Source organism: Serratia sp. CY84636, assembly GCF_052166245.1.
In the GTDB taxonomy this organism is placed as follows: domain Bacteria; phylum Pseudomonadota; class Gammaproteobacteria; order Enterobacterales; family Enterobacteriaceae; genus Serratia; species Serratia nevei.
In genome coordinates this window covers 1-16,785 of record NZ_JBJNOX010000001.1, presented here as the reverse complement: position 1 = coordinate 16,785, position 16,785 = coordinate 1, and the positions used below count along the sequence as shown (strand labels likewise).

Below are 16,785 nucleotides of genomic sequence, written 5' to 3'. Positions count from 1 at the left end.
GCCTGGAGTATTCACCTGCTATGAGCACTTCCGCATTGATTCCCGAAAGCAAACTGCCCTCACTGGGCACCACCATCTTTACCCAGATGAGCGCGCTGGCGCAGCAGCACCAGGCGATCAACCTGTCGCAGGGCTTCCCCGATTTCGACGGCCCGGACTACCTGAAAGAACGCTTGGCCTGGCACGTCGCCCAGGGCGCCAACCAATATGCGCCAATGACCGGCGTGGCGCCGCTGCGCGAAGCCATCGCCGACAAAACCGCCGAGCTGTATGGCTGGCAACCGGACGCCACCGCCGAAGTGACCGTCACCGCCGGCGCCACTGAAGCGCTGTTCGCCGCCATCAGCGCGCTGGTGCGCCCCGGCGACGAAGTGGTCTGCTTCGATCCCAGCTACGACAGCTATGCGCCGGCGGTCACGTTGGCCGGCGGCATACTCAAACGCATCGCCCTACAGCCGCCCGCGTTTGCCGTGGATTGGCCAGGGTTCGCCGCCGCGCTGTCGCCGCGCACCCGCCTGGTGATCGTCAACACGCCGCACAACCCGTCCGCCACCGCCTGGCAGGCGGAAGACATGCAGCAGCTGTGGCACGCTATCGCCGAACGCGAAATCTACGTGCTCAGCGACGAGGTTTACGAACACATCTGCTTTGCCAAAGGCGGGCACGCCAGCGTGCTGGCCCACCCGCAGCTGCGCCAGCGCGCGATCGCGGTGTCCTCTTTCGGCAAAACCTTCCACATGACCGGCTGGAAAGTGGGCTATTGCGTGGCATCCGCCGCGCTGAGCGCCGAGGTGCGCAAGGTGCATCAATACCTGACCTTTTCGGTCAATACCCCGGCCCAGCTGGCGCTGGCGGATAGCCTGCGCGCCGAGCCGGAGCACTGGCGACAGCTGCCGGCGTTCTATCGCGCCAAACGCGACCGCTTTGTGCAGGCGCTGACGAGCAGCCGACTGGAAATTTTACCCTGCGCGGGTACATACTTCTTGCTGGCGGACTACAGCGCCATCTCCGATCTGGACGATGTGGCATTCTGCCATTGGTTAACCGAGCACGTGGGCGTGGCGGCCATTCCGCTGTCGGTCTTCTGTGCCGATCCTTTCCCCCATAAATTAATCCGGCTGTGCTTCGCTAAACAGGACGCCACGCTGGATGCAGCTGCGGAGCGGTTATGTCGACTTTAAAAATTACCCTGTTGCAGCAACCGCTGGTCTGGCGCGACGGCCCCGCCAACCTGGCGGCTTTCGATGCGTTGCTGGCGCCAATCGTTGGCCGAGATCTCATCGTCTTGCCGGAGATGTTCACCACCGGTTTCGCCATGGATGCCGGCGAGAGCGCCCTGCCCGAACAGCAGGTGATCGACTGGCTGCACAGTTGGGCGGTGAAAAGCCACGCGTTAATCGGCGGCAGCGTGGCGTTGAAAACTGACGAAGGTGCGGTCAACCGCTTCCTGCTGGTCGAGCCGGGCGGCCAGGTGCACGCCTATGACAAACGCCACCTGTTCCGCATGGCCGGCGAACATCTGCACTACCAAGCTGGCAACCGGCGTGAAATCTTCGAATGGCGCGGCTGGCGCATCCTGCCGCAGATCTGCTACGACCTGCGTTTCCCCGTTTGGGCGCGCTATCAGCAGGATTACGATCTGGCGCTGTACGTCGCCAACTGGCCGGCGCCGCGCAGCAGCCATTGGCAAACGCTGCTGGCGGCGCGGGCGATTGAAAACCAGGTGTACGTGGCGGGCTGCAACCGGGTGGGCGAAGATCCCAACGGCCTGAGCTACAGCGGAGACAGCTTAATCATCAGCCCACAGGGCGAGATCCTGGCGAATGCGGAGCCCGGCGCGGCCACGCGGCTGGACGCCGAGCTGTCGCTGGAAACCCTGCAGAGTTACCGCAGCGCCTTCCCGGCCTGGCGCGATGCCGACAGCTTTCTGCGTTTAGACTGATTCCCCCTTCTCCCAGCCGGCGATCATCAGGCAATAGGCCTGGATCGCCAGCGCCACGTCCGCCTGCCGCACCGCTTCGTCCGGATGATGGCTGACGCCGCCGGCGCAACGCACGAACAGCATGCCGACCGGCCATTGCGCCGCCACGGCGATGGCGTCGTGCCCGGCGCCGCTCGGCAACGCCAGGCTACGGCCCTGCACTTGTGCGACAGCCGCCTGCCAGCGGCGCTGCAGGTCCACGTCGCAGGCGGTGGCATCGATGCGATAAAACGCCTCGCTGGCGAAGCGCATTCCACGCCGCGCGCAGATCGCCTGCGCCTGCGCCAGCAACGCCGTCAATAGCGCCGCCAACGGCGCATCCTGCGGGCCGCGCACATCGAGCGTCAATTTCACCTCACCGGGGATCACATTGACCGCGCCCGGCAGACTCTCGATGCAGCCGACGGTGGCCACCAGTGGCGAATCGGCGGCGCAGGTCAGCGTTTCGACCGCCGTGATCCATTCTGCTGCGGCCGCCAGCGCATCTTTGCGCTGCCCCATCGGCACCGTGCCAGCGTGGCCCGCCTCGCCGCTGAAAGTGCAGTTAAGCCGGCGCGCGCCATTGATCGCCGTCACCACGCCCAGCGCCAAATCGGCCGCCTCCAGACATGGGCCCTGTTCGATATGTAATTCGAGATAGGCGCGAATTTCGTTTGGTGCGCGACGCGCCTGCGCGATCGCCGCCGGATCCAGCCCAAAGTCGCGCATCGCCTGCGCTATGCTCACACCGTCGGCATCGGTGCGCGCCAGCCACTCTGCGGGCCACTGGCCGGTCAGGCCGCGGCTGCCGAGCAGCGTGACGCCAAAGCGCGCGCCCTCCTCGTCGGCAAAGCCGATCACCTCCAGCGCCAGCGGTAATCGATGCCCCTGGCGGTGATAGTGCGCCACCGTTTCCAGCGCCGTGAGCACGCCGAGCATGCCGTCATAACGCCCGGCGTTACGCACCGTGTCCAAATGCGAACCGAGCAGCAGCGCGGGGGCACCGGGCGTGTGCCCTTCATAACGGCCGCAGATATTGCCGACGCTGTCCTGCCAAACCTGCATGCCGCTCTCACGCATCCACACCCCGACCCGGTGATTGGCGCGCCGATGTTCGGCGGAGAGATAAAGACGCGTCAGCCGATCGGGCTCTGCGCTGATCGCCGCCAGCTCGTCACAGCGCGCCATCACCCGTGCGGCGGCCTGCTGTGCCTCCAGCGGCGTCATCCACGCTTGCCTGCGTCATAAACGTTCCAGGCGGCCTGCAACGCCTCGCCCTGCTTGCTGGCGAAACCGAGGCGGTTCAGCACCGCCTCCAGCGCCGCCAGGGTTTGCAGCACGCAATCTTTGCGCGCGTTGTAGCCCATGGTGCCAATGCGCCAGATCTTGCCCTGCAGCGGGCCGAACGAGGTGCCGATTTCAATGCCAAAGTCGTTCAGCATCATCTGCCGCACCTGTTCACCCTGTACCTGCGGCGGGATCATCACGCCAAGCACGTTGTTCATGCGGTGCTCGAGATCGCCGAACACCGCCAGCCCCATGCCCCGGATGCCCGCCAGCATCGCCGCGCCGTGCAGCCGGTGGCGGGCGATGGCGTGATCCAGCCCTTCTTCGAGGATCACCCGCGCGCATTCTCGCGCCGCGAACAGCATGCTGGTGGCTTCGGTATGGTGATTGAGACGCTCCGGCCCCCAATAATCCATGATCATGCCGATGTCGAAATAGTTGGAGTAGATCATCTCGTCGTCGCCGTCGGCGTGCTCGGCGGTGCGGATCCCCTCCTCCACGCATTTACGGCGGCGCACAATCTCTTCAAACTGCGGGCTGAGAGTGACCGGCGAGCTGCCGGAGGGGCCGCCCAGGCACTTCTGCAGCCCGGCGGAGACCGCATCCAGCCCCCAGGCATCGGTCTCCAGCGGGTTACCGCCGAAGGAAGCCGTCGCGTCGGTATAGAACAGCACGCCGTGGCGGCGGCAGATATCGCCCAGCTCATGCAGCGGCTGCAGCATGGTGGTGGACGTGTCGCCCTGCACCGTCAGCAGCAGGCGCGGGCGCACTCGCTTAATCGCGTCTTCGATGCGATCGGCGCTGAACACTTCGCCCCACGGTACCTCGATCGTGTGTACCTCGGCACGGCAGCGGCGGGCAATCTCGCACAGCAGATGCCCGAAACGGCCGAATACCGGCACCAGCACCTTATCACCCGGCCGAATGGCGGAAACCAGCAGCGCTTCGATGCCGGCGCGCGAGGTGCCATCCACCAGCATCGTCCAGCGGTTTTCGGTGCGGAACAGCGCGCGATACAGCGCCATGACCTGATTCATGTAACCGGTCATCGCCGGATCGTACTGGCCGATCAGCTGACTCGACATGGCACGCAGCACGCGCGGATCGGCGTTGATCGGCCCCGGCCCCATCAGCAGGCGCGCCGGCGGGTTAATCTGATCGAATTGCGAGATATCCAACATGTTCATTCCCTGTCAGCTTAGTAAGTTATTGAGTTATGCCGTCAGCGTCGACATGACGTTTGTTTGCTGCCCAACAGCCTACTCCCGATAGGGATTCAGTTGAAACAAAAGATTCTTATGATCAATTAATGAAACTAAAGTAACACAATGAGGTGACCGATCCGCCTTAAACGGCGGAAGGTGAAGGAAGGGAAATGAACTGCCGTGCTCAACGCAGCTCCAGTTCGTCCAGCGCCTGGAACAGTTCGGCGACGTGATGAATGCGCTGCCGCCCCTGCGCCAGCCGCTCATGCAGCAACGCATTGCTGAGCAGGCTGGCCAGGCTCATGGCGGCAGAATAGCTGTCGAACGCCGACACGCTGTCGAGCGGCACGGTCAAATGCCAGTTGGCCAACGGGAACAACGCCTGCGCCTGCGGTTCACAGATCAACAACGTCGGCACCCCGCGGCTTTGCAACAGCGCCAGCACTGCCTTTATCTGGCGCGGCCGGCGACGGAACGCCACCACCACCGCCACGTCCTGCGGCGTCAGCCCCGCCAGATCTTCCGCCAGCGTCTGTCCCGGCTGCGGCGCCAGTAGCACCTGTTCACGCACCTGCATCAGCTGCTGACGCAGGTGCATCGCCACCGGATAGCTGTTGCGCAGCCCCAGCAGCAGTACGCCTCGCGCCTGCGCCAGTGCGGCGATCGCCGCGCTGAACTGCACCGCATCGATCTGCTTTACCCAGCGGGTGAGATTGGCCATTTCCTGTTTACAGTGCCGCGCCAGCAGCGTATCGCCCTGCACCGCATCGCGGCTGTCTGTCAGCGGCATGCCACTTTGGCGCAGGGTGCGCAGCTCATCGCGCATGGCGCGGTAGTTGGGGTAGCCCAGCCGTTTGAACAAGCGGCTGACCGTGGCTTTGGAAACGCCGCTCAGGCGCGCCAGCTCGGCGCTGTTGTAACCGATCAAATCGTCATAGTGATCGAAAATGAAGTCGGCCACCCGCTGCTCCTGTGGCGTCAGCTGTGGGTAGTCGCGGCGCAGGCGTTCGTCGAACCGTTGCATTATCGTTCTCGCTGTAACCTTCGTTTCAGCGGAACATAGCACGGTCGAACTACCCGCTGGCAAGCAATTATTCGTGGGTGGGGAATGGCAGCGGCATGCCCTTCTCCCGCGTCAATGCCGGAAAAGGCCGCGTGTTCAGCACCAATAGGCCATGAAGTTGACGGTAGCGCGATCCAGATCGCGTTCGCCGATCAGATAACGCCGCAGCGTTTTCACCGTGGAAGATTCGGCCGCTATCCAGGCATAAAAAGCGTTACCGCCGGCCGCACGCTCCCACAACACCTCATCGCTCAGGCTGCTTTCCGCCAGGGACTGCGCCTGCGCACACGCCGACGCGGGGATATCGACCCGCTGGCGCACCGCCTCCACCAGCAGCGTGCCATGCGCCAGTTGGTGGCCCACGTCACGCGGCAGCCAGTAAACCTCGGCGAACGGGAAACGGGCCAAATCCAGGCAATCCCCCGCCACCGGCACCTCAAAAAATGCCTGCACTCGCGGCGGATTGGCCTGCTGCGCCAGCTGCTCCAGAATACCCATCGCCGCCGGCACCGCCGTCTCATCGGCGATCAACAGCGCCTGCTGCAACTGCGCCGGCGGCACCCATTCGTAGCCGCCGCTGTCGCCGTCGAAGTCAGCGTTGGGGGCGACCGTCTGAAGGGCGTCACCCGGCTCGGCGTGGGTCGCCCAGGCGGAGGCCGGGCCGTTCACGCCATGCAGCACGAATTCGACGTCCATCTGATTCTGCTCACGGCGCAGCGCACGCAGCGTATAGGTGCGCATCACCGGACGCTGTTCTTTGGGGATCGCCATGTAATCGCCGTACCAGTCCGGGCCGTTGACCAGCTGCGGGATCTTGCCGTCCGCCGCCGGGAACAACAGTTTGATGCGCTGATCCGGCGCTTCCAGCTTCATCCGATGAATATCCGCACCTTCAAACACGCAGCGCACCAGCGAAGGTGAAATCAGCGTTTTGCTTTTCAAGGTGATATCAAAAATTCTGTAGCTGGCGGACATGTTCTCGATTCTCCGGCAACGGCTGTCGCTTATACGTATGGCCGATCGGCTACCGTTTGACGGCGTGGAGTGCGCGATCGTGCAGCGGGTAAAATGTTAATAAAACTAATTAATTACGTTAATGTATCGCAAAAAATCATATCATGATTTTATTGATAACAAGAAACGTTATTGATAAAAGAATCATTCTCAAAAATAACGTAATAACAATATCACCTGGGAAATAACGATGAAACGCAAACACCTTTGGGTATTGAACCCTTGTCTGCTGGCAATGCTTGCGCCGGCGGCTTGGGCAGAGGATCAGAAAGCCGGCAACGAAGAGCAGTTGGTGGTCTCCGCCAGCCGTTCGCACCGTAGCGCGGCGGAAACGGCGCAGACGACCTGGATCATTGAAAGCCAGGAGATCGAACAGCAGGTTCAGGGCGGTAAAGAGATCAAGGACATGTTGGCGCAGCTGATCCCCGGCATGGACGTCAGCGGCCAGGGCCGCACCAACTATGGCATGAATATGCGCGGCCGTTCGATGATGGTGATGATCGACGGCGTACGCCTGAATTCATCGCGCAGCGACAGCCGCCAATTGGATTCGATCGATCCGTTCAATATCGATCATATTGAGGTGATTTCCGGCGCGACCTCGCTGTACGGCGGCGGCAGCACCGGCGGCCTGATCAACATCGTCACCAAAAAGGGGCAACCGGAACAGCAGGTCGAGTTGCAGATCGGCGGTAAAACCGGCTTTGGCGGCCATAACGATCACGACGAGAACGTGGCGGCGGCGGTCAGCGGCGGCAACGACAACGCCTCGGGGCGCCTGTCCGTTTCTTACCAACGCTACGGTGGCTGGTATGACGGCAAAGGCAACGAGGTGCTGATCGACAATACCCAAACCGGCCTGCAGTATTCCGATCGCCTTGACGTGATGGGCACCGGTACCCTCAACATCGACGAACACCAACAGCTGCAGCTGACCACTCAATACTATAAAAGCCAATCCGACGGCGATCACGGCCTGTTCCTGGGAGAGAACTTTGCGGCGGTGACCGGCAACGCCAAGGCATACAACAGCGGCAACTTAAATTCCGACCGTATCCCCGGCACCGAACGCCACCTGCTCAACCTGCAGTATTCCAACACCGATTTCCTCGGCCAGGATTTGGTGGCGCAGGTCTACTACCGCGACGAAACCCTGACCTTCTACCCGTTCCCGACGCTGGCGGGCAAAGCGCCGAACTATTACGTCAGCAGCATTGGCGCTTCGCAGCAAAAAACCGATTTCTACGGCGGCAAGCTGACGTTAAACAGCAAGCCTGTCGATGCACTGACGCTGACTTACGGCCTCGACGCCGAGCATGAGAGCTTCAACGCCAACCAACAGTTCTTCAACCTGGCGAAGGCGCAACAGTCCGGCGGCATGACGCTGGAGAACGCCTACAATACCGGCCGCTACCCGAGCTATACCACCAGCAACCTGGCGTCGTTCCTGCAGGCCAGCTACGACATCAACCCGATCTTCACCCTGAGCGGTGGCGTGCGTTACCAGTACACCGAAAACAAGATTGACGACTTCGTCGGCTATAACCAACAGCAGGCGATCGCCACCGGCGCCGCGACGTCCGCCGACGCGATACCGGGAGGGAAAACCGACTACAACAACGCGCTGTTCAACGCCGGCCTGTTGGCGCACCTGACCGATCGCCAGCAAACCTGGTTCAACTTCTCTCAGGGCTTCGAGATCCCGGACCCGGGCAAGTATTACGGCAACGGCACCTACGCGTTGAACGGCGGCCATTACCGGCTGCTGAAGAGCGTCAACGTCGGCGATTCCAAGCTGGAAGGCATCAAGGTCAATGCCTACGAGCTGGGTTGGCGCTATACCGGCGATAACCTGCGCACGCAAATCGCCGCCTACTATTCGCTGTCCGACAAGAGCATCGCCATCAACAAAACCGACATGACCATCAACGTCAATGCGGACAAGCGCCGCATCTACGGAGTGGAAGGCGCGGTGGATTATTTCTTTGAAGACAGCGACTGGAGCGCCGGCACCAACTTCAACGTTATCCGTTCCGAAACCAAGGTCAACGGCGAATGGAAGAAGCTGGTGGTCGATACCGCCAGCCCATCGAAAGTCACCGCCTATGTCGGCTGGGCGCCGGGCGACTGGAATCTGCGCTTACAGTCGCAGCAAACCTTCGACGTGTCGGACGACGGTGATTACACCAAGGCCAATTCCACCCAGGGCCGCAAGATCGATGGCTACAACACCCTCGACTTCCTCGGCAGCTATACCCTGCCGGTGGGGAAAATCAGCTTCAGCGTGGAAAACCTGCTGGACAAGGAGTACACCACCGTTTGGGGCCAACGCGCGCCGATCCTGTACAGCCCGACCTACGGCTCGCCTGAGCTGTACAGTTATAAAGGCCGCGGACGCACCTTCGGCTTGAACTACTCGGTGTTGTTCTGAGGAATAAGGGGCCGGTCTGCCGGCCCCGTTCATTGGGCCGCACCGTTTTGCAGAGAGCAGAAACGACGAAGCCCTGAGTTATCGCTAACTCAGGGCTTCTGAATAGTGGCGGAACGGACGGGGCTCGAACCCGCGACCCCCTGCGTGACAGGCAGGTATTCTAACCAACTGAACTACCGCTCCGCGCCATTCCCTCTTGCGGGGGAACGAGGCGCATATTACGGACGCCTCTCGGTTCCGTCAACGCCTTTTTCTCACTAAATGAACCGTTTGCACAGTTTTTCAACGAAGGTTCATCCGGTGCGTTTTTTTCGTGCAACAATGCCGTTACTCGGCCGGCGTACCGCGCCACAGGCAGCTGCCGCCCTTTTTCGCCACCAGATCCAGACGCGCCTCGTGCGCCTTCACTTCTTCGTCGCTGGCGTAGACCACTTTCATCGCGGTCGCCGGGCGGACAATGCGCTGAATTTCTTGCGCGGCGTCGTTTTGCTGGGTATCACCCTCCATCTGGAACGCTATCGAGGTCTGACCGCCGGTCATCGCCAGATAGACTTCCGCCAGGATCTCGGCATCGAGCAATGCGCCGTGCAGCGTACGCTTGCTGTTGTCTATCTCATAACGGCTGCACAAAGCATCGAGGTTGTTGCGCTTGCCCGGGAACAGGCGACGCGCCATCAGCAGGCTGTCGGTGATGGTGCAGAAGGTCTCGGTCTTCGGGATGCCCTGCTGCAACATGCGGAATTCGTGATCCATAAAGCCGATATCGAACGCCGCGTTATGGATCACCAACTCGCCGCCGCGGATAAAGTCGAGGAATTCGTCGGCAACCTGATCGAAGGTCGGCTTGTCGGCCAGGAAATCGTCGCTGATGCCGTGTACGCCGTAAGCTTCCGGATCCACCAGCCGATCCGGCTTGATGTAAACGTGGAAGTTACGCCCGGTCAGGCGGCGGTTAATCACCTCCACCGCACCGATTTCGATGATGCGGTGCCCTTCGTAGTGCACCCCAAGCTTGTTCATACCGGTGGTTTCGGTATCGAGGACAATCTGTCTGGTGGTTGTAGAGATCATATTGCAGTGCTCACAGCGCTCGTTTATGTCAGACTTGGCTTTTATAAAACTGATAGGAAGAGTCTACCAGAGATGCTCAAACAGGTAGAAATTTTCACCGATGGCTCCTGCCTTGGCAATCCCGGCCCCGGGGGTTACGGTGCGATATTACGCTATAAGCAGACGGAAAAAACTTTCAGCGAGGGTTTTCGTCTGACCACCAATAACCGCATGGAAATGATGGCGGCGATCGTGGCGCTGGAAGCGCTGACCGTACCCTGCGCCGTGACGCTCAGCACTGACAGCCAGTATGTGCGCCAGGGCATCACCAGTTGGATCCATAACTGGAAGAAGCGCGGCTGGAAAACCGCCGACAAAAAGCCGGTCAAGAATGTCGATCTGTGGCAGCGGTTGGATTTGGCCATTCAGCGCCACGAGGTAAAATGGGAATGGGTCAAGGGCCACGCCGGCCACCCGGAGAACGAACGTTGTGACGTGCTGGCGCGCGAAGCGGCCGGCAAGCCGACGCAGGAAGACGTCGGTTATCAACCGGAAGCCTAAGGCAGTTTGCGGTAGCTCTTGGTCGCGCCCACCGCGCGGCTGAGAGACGGTTTTCTCGCCCCCAGTTTCATCGGCGTGGGCGTCAGCGGCAAGGTGCGTTTGCGCGCCACAATCACGCTCATGCAGCCCAGCGCCGGCAAATGGGTGCATAAAAATTTTCCACCCTGGCGATGCCACGGCAGCACGTGAAAACGCGCCTGGTGCAGCACCTCATAATTCAGCAGGCTAAGCCAATCCAGCAGCCGCATCTGGGTAAACATGCGGCTGACATAGGGTTGGCGGCGACGCAGTCCGGGCACCAGCTTGCCCAGTCCCAACAGGCTGAACGGATTGAAGCTGCTGATAACCAACCAGCCGTCGTCGATCAATACCCTGTCCACCTCGCGCAACATGCGGTGCGGATCGTCCGCGTAGGACAGCGTATGCGCCAACAGGCAGGCATCCACCGACTTGGCGGCAAACGGCAGTTGATAAGCATCGGCGATCACCTGCAGCCCTTCGCCCTCCAGCCCTACGTTGACCTGATGGGAAATCGCGCATTTGTCCGTGGCCAACTCGGCGCTGAGCATGCCCATCTTCAGCAGATGGAAACCGAACAGCTTCGGCCACCAGGGTTGCAACTGCCGCTCGAGCGCTTCACGATAGTACTCCCCCCACGGCAGCGCCGCCCAGGACTGCGGGCCGGTGAGCTTTTGTAGAGTATGGGCTGGTTTCATGATTTATTATCTTCTTTCAAGCCGTTGCCAACGAGAGGTACACCATGAATCTTATCAGCATTCCCGCCTTCCAGGACAATTACATTTGGTTATTGGATGACCGGCAGGGACGCTGCATTATCGTCGATCCGGGTGAGGCGCAGCCGGTGCTCGAAGCGCTGCAGCGCCTGCAGCTGGTGCCGGCGGCGATCCTGCTGACCCACCACCATCACGATCACGTCGGCGGCGTGGCGCAGATCGTGGCCCAGTATCCCGGCCTGGCCGTCTATGGGCCGCAAGAAACCGCAGACAAAGGCGCCAATCACATCGTCCGCGACGGCGACACCTTTGACATCGATGGCCGCCATTACAGGACGTTCGCCGTCCCCGGCCATACGTTAGGCCATGTGGCATTCTATAGTGCACCTTATCTGTTCTGCGGCGACACAATGTTCTCTGCCGGCTGCGGCAGGCTGTTTGAAGGCACCGCCAAACAAATGTACGACTCATTTCAACAACTCGCGCAACTTCCCGATAACACCTTAATTTGCTGCGCGCATGAATATACTCTTTCAAATCTTAAGTTTGCGCGGGCTATTTTGCCGGAAGATCGAGAGATTGAAACATATCAACAACATGTTGAAGCGTTAAGGGCAAAAGGCCAAGCCAGCGTGCCGACCACATTGCAATTAGAGCGCAAAATTAACCTGTTTTTACGTTGCCATGACACTGATTTACAAAAGAAATTAGGCTTTAATTCACCACCAGAAAGCCTTCATTCAGTTTTTTCCGAATTACGCCTGCGGAAAGATAACTTCTAAGCTTTTAGTTGTGTTATTTGGCGAAGCAAAGTATTATTGCTCGTCTTTTAAGCAACTACATTGACACACACATGAAGGCTAAAGCGATATTTCTCGCCTCAGTCTTGCTAGTGGGTTGCCAGTCGTCCAGGCAGGACGCACCGGCGCCAGAACAGCATGCACAGAGTTTGTCTTCGGCTGGTCAAGATGGTGAAGCAGGAGAGTACACAGCAAATGGCCGAGCGAGCTCGGCGCGGTGGTTGGATAACAACAGTCCCGCCGCGCAACAGGACCTGTGGAACTTCATTAGCGACGAGCTGAAGATGGAGGTTCCGGAAAATTCCCGGATCCGTGATCAGAAAAGAAAGTACTTAAAAAGTAAGAGCTATCTCCACGATGTAACATTACGGGCAGAGCCGTACATGTACTGGATAGTCGGGCAGATTAAGAAACGTAATATGCCGATGGAACTGGTACTGCTACCCATAGTGGAGAGCGCTTTTGACCCACACGCCACGTCAAGTGCCAACGCCGCAGGGCTATGGCAAATCGTGCCGCAAACGGGTCGCAATTATGGTTTGAAAAACAATCAGTGGTATGACGGTCGACGCGATGTCGTCGCCTCGACAACCGCTGCGCTTAACATGATGCAACGCTTGAACCGCATGTTTAACGGCGACTGGTTATTGACCGTAGCCGCCTATAACAGTGGTGAAGGCCGCGTGATGCAAGCGGTGAAGGCAAACAAACGCCAGGGTAAGCCAACCAATTTCTGGGCACTGTCGCTTCCGCGTGAAACGTCAATCTATGTCCCGAAAATGCTGGCGCTGAGCGACATCATCAAGAACAGCAAGAAGTACGGCGTGAAACTTCCGAAAACGGATGAAACCCGTGCGCTGGCGCGTATCGATGTCGGACAGCAGATCCAGCTGACTCAGGCGGCTGAGATGGCAGGGCTTTCGGTCACCAAGATGAAAGCGTATAACCCAGGTTACAAAAAAGGCGTTACGGCACCTAACGGGCCCCATTACATCATGGTTCCTAAAGGGCACGCCGATCAGCTGAAAGACTCGCTGGCCGATGGCCAGATCGCCGTGACTCAGCCAACGACGCAGTTGGCGAAGAACAGCGGTTTGTCCGGTGGCAGTTCGTATAAAGTACGCTCCGGCGACACTTTATCGGGCATTGCCAAGCGGCTGAACGTTAAGACCAGCGATTTGCAGAGTTGGAACAACTTGCGCGCCAAGAGCGCCCTAAAAGTTGGGCAAACCCTGCAAGTGGCCAGCAATACGGGCAGTAACAGCAGTATCACCTATCAGGTTCGCAAAGGTGATTCGCTCGCCAGCATTGCACGTCGTCACGGCGTCGATATTAACGACGTGATGCGTTGGAATTCAACGCTCGGTAAAGGCAGTCTGCAACCCGGTCTGAAGCTGACCCTGTTTGTCGGCAACAAGCTAACGCCGGATACCTAAGTTTCCGGCACAAAAAAAGCACCCCGCGGGGTGCTTTTTTATTACCTGTGATTCACCAGACGGGGGAGTCTTTTTCCGGGTGGAACTCCACCAACAACGGATTGTGATCCGACGCGCTGGTCACCAGCACCGAGGCCTCAACAACACCCAGGTTACGGTAAAACACGAAGTCCAGCGGGCGACCAAAGGCCTTGCGGCGGTGATCGTCGGTGAAGCTCACCTCGCGCAGCGCCATTTCGCCGGCAAAGTCATACAGCGCGTTGATACGTTTACGGCTCCAGGCGTTGAAGTCCCCCGCCATGATCACCGGCCCCCGATGGCTGGCGATCTGCTCGCCAATCGGCCCCAGCTGCTTGCTGTAGACGTCGACTCCCAGGCTGAAGTTCACCGCATGGATATTCACCACCATCAACAGCTCGCCATTGTACAGCGGGTAAACGGTGATCAAGGCCGATTTGGACAGCCGCAGCAGCGGCTCACGCTCACGCAGCGGGCAGCAGTAAACCGGATGAGCGGCTGCCAGCGTCATCACGCCGGAAGGATGTTGCGGCAACACAAAGGCCGGCACCTGATCGGCCGCCAGATAGTTGGCGGTAGCGTAGCTCACCAGCTCCGGCGTGGTTTGCGCCTCTTGCAACAACACCAGCTGCGCATCTTTGCCATGATTTTTCAGCACCGAAAGCCAGTCGGCTCGTTGCTGTTTGAAAATATTCCATACCATGACGCGCAGAGCGCCGGTCGTCGGCAACGCAGCCCCTGGCGGCAACGGCTGGTTAACGGCGCCAGGAAAAATTCGTTCGACTGGCTGGCCTGCAACATACCTCATTGCATAAGTTCGTTTCGGCACGCGATTCGCCTATTACCCATTAGCATGAAACTGGCGATGAAGACTTCGCCAACGGTGAATTGATTATACGCCTGCCCCGCACAGAGGGCATGGCTTTTACAGGCATAACCTTTTCAGTTATAGGGGCCACCTGCAGCGATTTCAATCTTCTGACGGTATAGCTGTGTAAAGACAGGGAGTAATAGGTGAAAAATGCGAAAAGGCCAGCAAAATGCGCACGGGATATCGGAATGTACAGGTTCGCGCTCAAGTGGGTGACGGCGATGCTCCGACGTGATTAAATGACGAAATCGCTCAAAATTTCAAACGATGTTTGCCTGTGGAGCAAAAATGAAAGCGAATTCGGACGAGCTTATCACCTTCGTCACCGTAGTGGAGAGCGGCAGCTTCAGCCGGGCGGCAGAGCGCCTGCAGCAGGCCAACTCTGTGGTTAGCCGTACGGTAAAAAAACTGGAGAGCAAGCTGGGCGTGACCCTGCTCAACCGCACGACACGCCAAATCAGCCTGACCCAGGAAGGCGAAAACTACTTTCGGCAGGTGCAAAAGGTGTTGAGCGATATGGCCGCAGCGGAAAATGCGTTGCTGGAAAGCCGCCAACGCCCGCAGGGGCTGCTGCGCGTCGATGCCGCAACGCCGGTCGTCTTGCATCTGTTGACGCCGCTGGTCGCCGAGTTTCGTGAACGCTATCCGGAAATGTCGCTATCGTTAGTCTCTTCGGAAAACTTCATTAATTTGATCGAACGGAAAGTGGATATCGCAATCCGCGTCGGCGAGCTGACGGACTCTACGCTGAAAGCGCGCAAGCTAATGGCCAGCTATCGGCGCATCCTGGCCTCCCCCGCCTACCTGGCGCAGTATGGCGCGCCCAAGACGGTGGCCGATCTGGAACACCATTGCTGCATCGGCTTTAACGACCTGCCTAACCTAAACCGCTGGCCGCTGGCCTGTGCCGATGGTCGTCAACTGGAGATCGTTCCAGGGCTGACCACCAACAGCGGCGAAACCCAGCGCCACCTGTGCCTGCACGGCAACGGCATCGCCTGCCTGTCGGACTTTATGAGTGATGAAGACGTCAAACGCGGGGATCTGGTCCCCCTTCTGGTGGAAGACACGCTGCCACTCGAAATGCCGATCAACGCGGTGTACTACAGCGATAGCGCCGTCAGTAACCGTCTGCGCAGCTTTATCGATTTTATCAGCGAGCGGTTAAAGTGATAAAAAAGGCGCTCTCTCGAGCGCCTGAGGTCGTCATATCTGAAGATTAGTCCCAGTCGGGTGCCAGACCTTCCGGGCTGACCAATCGGCCGTTGCTTTCCAGCGCGGCAATCTGTGCCATATCTTCATCACTCAGCTGTAGCTGCTGCGCTAGCAGGTTGCTTTCCAGGTTTTCACGCTTGGTCGAGGAAGGGATCACCGCATAACCGAGCTTCAGCGCCCAGGCCAGGACCACCTGTGCCGGCGTCGCCTTGTGCCGCGCCGCGATACGCTTGATCGTCTCCTCTTGCAACGCTTTGCCATACGCCAGCGTCATATAAGAGGTGATGGCAATGCCATGCTGCCGTGCGAACGCCACCACTTTCTCATTCTGCAAGAACGGCGACAGTTCGATCTGGTTGGTTGCGATCTGATCGGCACCGACCGCGTCAATCGCCTGCTGCATCAGATCGACCGTGAAATTGGATACCCCTATCTGACGGGTTAGCCCCAATCGCTTGGCTTCCAGCAATTCAGCCATAAACTCGGCGACCGACACTTCATCATTTGGCGATGGCCAGTGAATCAATGTCAGATCGACATACGAGGTCTGCAGTTTGACCAAGCTGTCTCGCAGGCTGGGAATTAATGACCCCTTGGCCAGATTCGCGATCCAGATTTTGGTCGTGATGAACAGTTCGTCACGCGGCACACCGCTGGCGGCGATAGCCTGGCCGACGGCCGCTTCGTTTTCATAGATCTGTGCGGTATCGATAGCCCGATAGCCCAGTTCCAGCGCCGTACTCACCGAGTCGATAACGACCTGATCCTGAAGGCGGAAAGTACCTAAACCAAATGCAGGAATGCTCACAATGTTTACTCTCTCATTAGTGGATAAATAGCGATGCGAGAGAGTATGGCAATATTTTTAGTGAGCAAAAACGCCAGGTTCGGCATAAGACTTTTGACCAACAGGCAACAATACTGAGGAAAAGCGGCAGGAGCGGTGGCAATTTCGACGATATTCCGTGAATTTTGCATATGAAAAAGCCCTGAGTCAGAGACTCAGGGCTTATCAATTAAGTGGCGGAACGGACGGGGCTCGAACCCGCGACCCCCTGCGTGACAGGCAGGTATTCTAACCAACTGAACTACCGCTCCACCGATTCTTTTACGTTGCATCTCTCGATGCCGGCAAAATCG

15 protein-coding genes and 2 tRNA genes are annotated in these 16,785 nt (G+C 59.0%); 7 read left to right on the top strand and 10 right to left on the bottom strand.

Annotated features, from left to right (window positions below; all coding sequences use genetic code 11):
- Window positions 1–20: 20 nt before the first annotated feature.
- A complete protein-coding gene (locus ACJ8QI_RS00085; protein ID WP_442531913.1) occupies window positions 21–1,181 on the top strand; it encodes a pyridoxal phosphate-dependent aminotransferase in 1,161 nt (386 codons plus the stop codon).
- Window positions 1,169–1,942 (top strand): amidohydrolase, encoded by a 774-nt coding sequence (locus ACJ8QI_RS00080; RefSeq protein WP_442531912.1) that lies wholly within the window; start codon window positions 1,169–1,171, stop codon window positions 1,940–1,942. Before ACJ8QI_RS00085 ends, ACJ8QI_RS00080 begins: the two co-directional genes overlap by 13 nt.
- On the opposite strand, the gene hpxK is transcribed toward ACJ8QI_RS00080, so the two are convergent.
- The 4 genes from hpxK to ACJ8QI_RS00060 all read right to left on the bottom strand — a co-directional run bounded on the left by hpxK (window position 1,934) and on the right by ACJ8QI_RS00060 (window position 6,490).
- Window positions 1,934–3,187: an allantoate amidohydrolase gene (gene hpxK, locus ACJ8QI_RS00075; RefSeq protein ID WP_442531911.1), complete on the bottom strand. Its 1,254-nt coding sequence runs from the start codon at window positions 3,185–3,187 to the stop codon at window positions 1,934–1,936. The genes ACJ8QI_RS00080 and hpxK overlap by 9 nt on opposite strands.
- Window positions 3,184–4,428 (bottom strand): pyridoxal-phosphate-dependent aminotransferase family protein, encoded by a 1,245-nt coding sequence (locus tag ACJ8QI_RS00070; RefSeq protein ID WP_061872253.1) that lies wholly within the window; start codon window positions 4,426–4,428, stop codon window positions 3,184–3,186. Before ACJ8QI_RS00070 ends, hpxK begins: the two co-directional genes overlap by 4 nt.
- Window positions 4,429–4,636: 208 nt before the next feature.
- Window positions 4,637–5,476, bottom strand: coding sequence for a MurR/RpiR family transcriptional regulator (locus ACJ8QI_RS00065; protein WP_342120852.1), 840 nt, complete (start codon window positions 5,474–5,476; stop codon window positions 4,637–4,639).
- A 135-nt stretch (window positions 5,477–5,611) separates the two neighbouring features.
- A complete protein-coding gene (locus ACJ8QI_RS00060; RefSeq protein WP_142109303.1) occupies window positions 5,612–6,490 on the bottom strand; it encodes a siderophore-interacting protein in 879 nt (292 codons plus the stop codon).
- A gap of 229 nt (window positions 6,491–6,719) precedes the next feature.
- Between ACJ8QI_RS00060 and ACJ8QI_RS00055 the strand changes: the two genes are divergently transcribed.
- Window positions 6,720–8,960 (top strand): TonB-dependent siderophore receptor, encoded by a 2,241-nt coding sequence (locus ACJ8QI_RS00055; protein WP_442531910.1) that lies wholly within the window; start codon window positions 6,720–6,722, stop codon window positions 8,958–8,960.
- Window positions 8,961–9,066: 106 nt separating this feature from the next.
- Here ACJ8QI_RS00055 and ACJ8QI_RS00050 read toward each other — a convergent pair.
- Window positions 9,067–9,143 (bottom strand) — tRNA-Asp (locus ACJ8QI_RS00050).
- 144 nt (window positions 9,144–9,287) lie between these two features.
- Complete coding sequence (gene dnaQ, locus ACJ8QI_RS00045) at window positions 9,288–10,031, bottom strand: DNA polymerase III subunit epsilon (protein ID WP_070915438.1); 744 nt, start codon at window positions 10,029–10,031, stop codon at window positions 9,288–9,290.
- Between the two features lie 72 nt (window positions 10,032–10,103).
- Between dnaQ and rnhA the strand changes: the two genes are divergently transcribed.
- Window positions 10,104–10,571: a ribonuclease HI gene (gene rnhA / locus ACJ8QI_RS00040; protein ID WP_033649910.1), complete on the top strand. Its 468-nt coding sequence runs from the start codon at window positions 10,104–10,106 to the stop codon at window positions 10,569–10,571.
- On the opposite strand, the gene ACJ8QI_RS00035 is transcribed toward rnhA, so the two are convergent.
- Window positions 10,568–11,287 carry a class I SAM-dependent methyltransferase gene (locus ACJ8QI_RS00035; RefSeq protein WP_084826795.1) on the bottom strand — a complete coding sequence of 240 codons (720 nt, stop codon included), beginning with the start codon at window positions 11,285–11,287 and terminating at the stop codon, window positions 10,568–10,570. The two genes, rnhA and ACJ8QI_RS00035, sit on opposite strands and share 4 nt — an antisense overlap.
- A gap of 44 nt (window positions 11,288–11,331) precedes the next feature.
- On the opposite strand from ACJ8QI_RS00035, the gene gloB reads away from it, so the two are divergent.
- Window positions 11,332–12,087: a hydroxyacylglutathione hydrolase gene (gene gloB / locus ACJ8QI_RS00030; RefSeq protein ID WP_442531909.1), complete on the top strand. Its 756-nt coding sequence runs from the start codon at window positions 11,332–11,334 to the stop codon at window positions 12,085–12,087.
- 71 nt (window positions 12,088–12,158) lie between these two features.
- Window positions 12,159–13,541 (top strand): murein transglycosylase D, encoded by a 1,383-nt coding sequence (mltD, locus tag ACJ8QI_RS00025; RefSeq protein WP_060440648.1) that lies wholly within the window; start codon window positions 12,159–12,161, stop codon window positions 13,539–13,541.
- A gap of 52 nt (window positions 13,542–13,593) precedes the next feature.
- Here mltD and ACJ8QI_RS00020 read toward each other — a convergent pair whose 3' ends face one another.
- Window positions 13,594–14,388 carry an endonuclease/exonuclease/phosphatase family protein gene (locus ACJ8QI_RS00020; RefSeq protein WP_025160092.1) on the bottom strand — a complete coding sequence of 265 codons (795 nt, stop codon included), beginning with the start codon at window positions 14,386–14,388 and terminating at the stop codon, window positions 13,594–13,596.
- Between the two features lie 330 nt (window positions 14,389–14,718).
- Between ACJ8QI_RS00020 and yafC the strand changes: the two genes are divergently transcribed.
- Window positions 14,719–15,603 (top strand): DNA-binding transcriptional regulator YafC, encoded by an 885-nt coding sequence (gene yafC, locus ACJ8QI_RS00015; RefSeq protein ID WP_060440650.1) that lies wholly within the window; start codon window positions 14,719–14,721, stop codon window positions 15,601–15,603.
- 46 nt (window positions 15,604–15,649) lie between these two features.
- Here yafC and dkgB read toward each other — a convergent pair whose 3' ends face one another.
- The gene (dkgB, locus tag ACJ8QI_RS00010) at window positions 15,650–16,453 is read right to left on the bottom strand and encodes a 2,5-didehydrogluconate reductase DkgB (protein ID WP_060425251.1); all 804 of its coding nucleotides are present in this window, start codon (window positions 16,451–16,453) and stop codon (window positions 15,650–15,652) included.
- Between the two features lie 213 nt (window positions 16,454–16,666).
- Window positions 16,667–16,743 (bottom strand) — tRNA-Asp (locus tag ACJ8QI_RS00005).
- Between the last annotated feature and the right edge of the window lie 42 nt (window positions 16,744–16,785).

What these genes read in the sequence shown, in the direction of transcription:
- dnaQ (WP_070915438.1), bottom strand. Translation starts at nt 10,031, where the DNA reads ATGATCTCTACAACCACCAGACAGATTGTCCTCGATACCGAAACCACC.
- ACJ8QI_RS00080 (WP_442531912.1), top strand. Translation starts at nt 1,169, where the DNA reads ATGTCGACTTTAAAAATTACCCTGTTGCAGCAACCGCTGGTCTGGCGC.
- ACJ8QI_RS00085 (WP_442531913.1), top strand. Translation starts at nt 21, where the DNA reads ATGAGCACTTCCGCATTGATTCCCGAAAGCAAACTGCCCTCACTGGGC.
- ACJ8QI_RS00070 (WP_061872253.1), bottom strand. Translation starts at nt 4,428, where the DNA reads ATGTTGGATATCTCGCAATTCGATCAGATTAACCCGCCGGCGCGCCTG.
- rnhA (WP_033649910.1), top strand. Translation starts at nt 10,104, where the DNA reads ATGCTCAAACAGGTAGAAATTTTCACCGATGGCTCCTGCCTTGGCAAT.
- ACJ8QI_RS00055 (WP_442531910.1), top strand. Translation starts at nt 6,720, where the DNA reads ATGAAACGCAAACACCTTTGGGTATTGAACCCTTGTCTGCTGGCAATG.
- hpxK (WP_442531911.1), bottom strand. Translation starts at nt 3,187, where the DNA reads ATGACGCCGCTGGAGGCACAGCAGGCCGCCGCACGGGTGATGGCGCGC.
- yafC (WP_060440650.1), top strand. Translation starts at nt 14,719, where the DNA reads ATGAAAGCGAATTCGGACGAGCTTATCACCTTCGTCACCGTAGTGGAG.
- ACJ8QI_RS00065 (WP_342120852.1), bottom strand. Translation starts at nt 5,476, where the DNA reads ATGCAACGGTTCGACGAACGCCTGCGCCGCGACTACCCACAGCTGACG.
- mltD (WP_060440648.1), top strand. Translation starts at nt 12,159, where the DNA reads ATGAAGGCTAAAGCGATATTTCTCGCCTCAGTCTTGCTAGTGGGTTGC.
- gloB (WP_442531909.1), top strand. Translation starts at nt 11,332, where the DNA reads ATGAATCTTATCAGCATTCCCGCCTTCCAGGACAATTACATTTGGTTA.
- ACJ8QI_RS00035 (WP_084826795.1), bottom strand. Translation starts at nt 11,287, where the DNA reads ATGAAACCAGCCCATACTCTACAAAAGCTCACCGGCCCGCAGTCCTGG.
- ACJ8QI_RS00060 (WP_142109303.1), bottom strand. Translation starts at nt 6,490, where the DNA reads ATGTCCGCCAGCTACAGAATTTTTGATATCACCTTGAAAAGCAAAACG.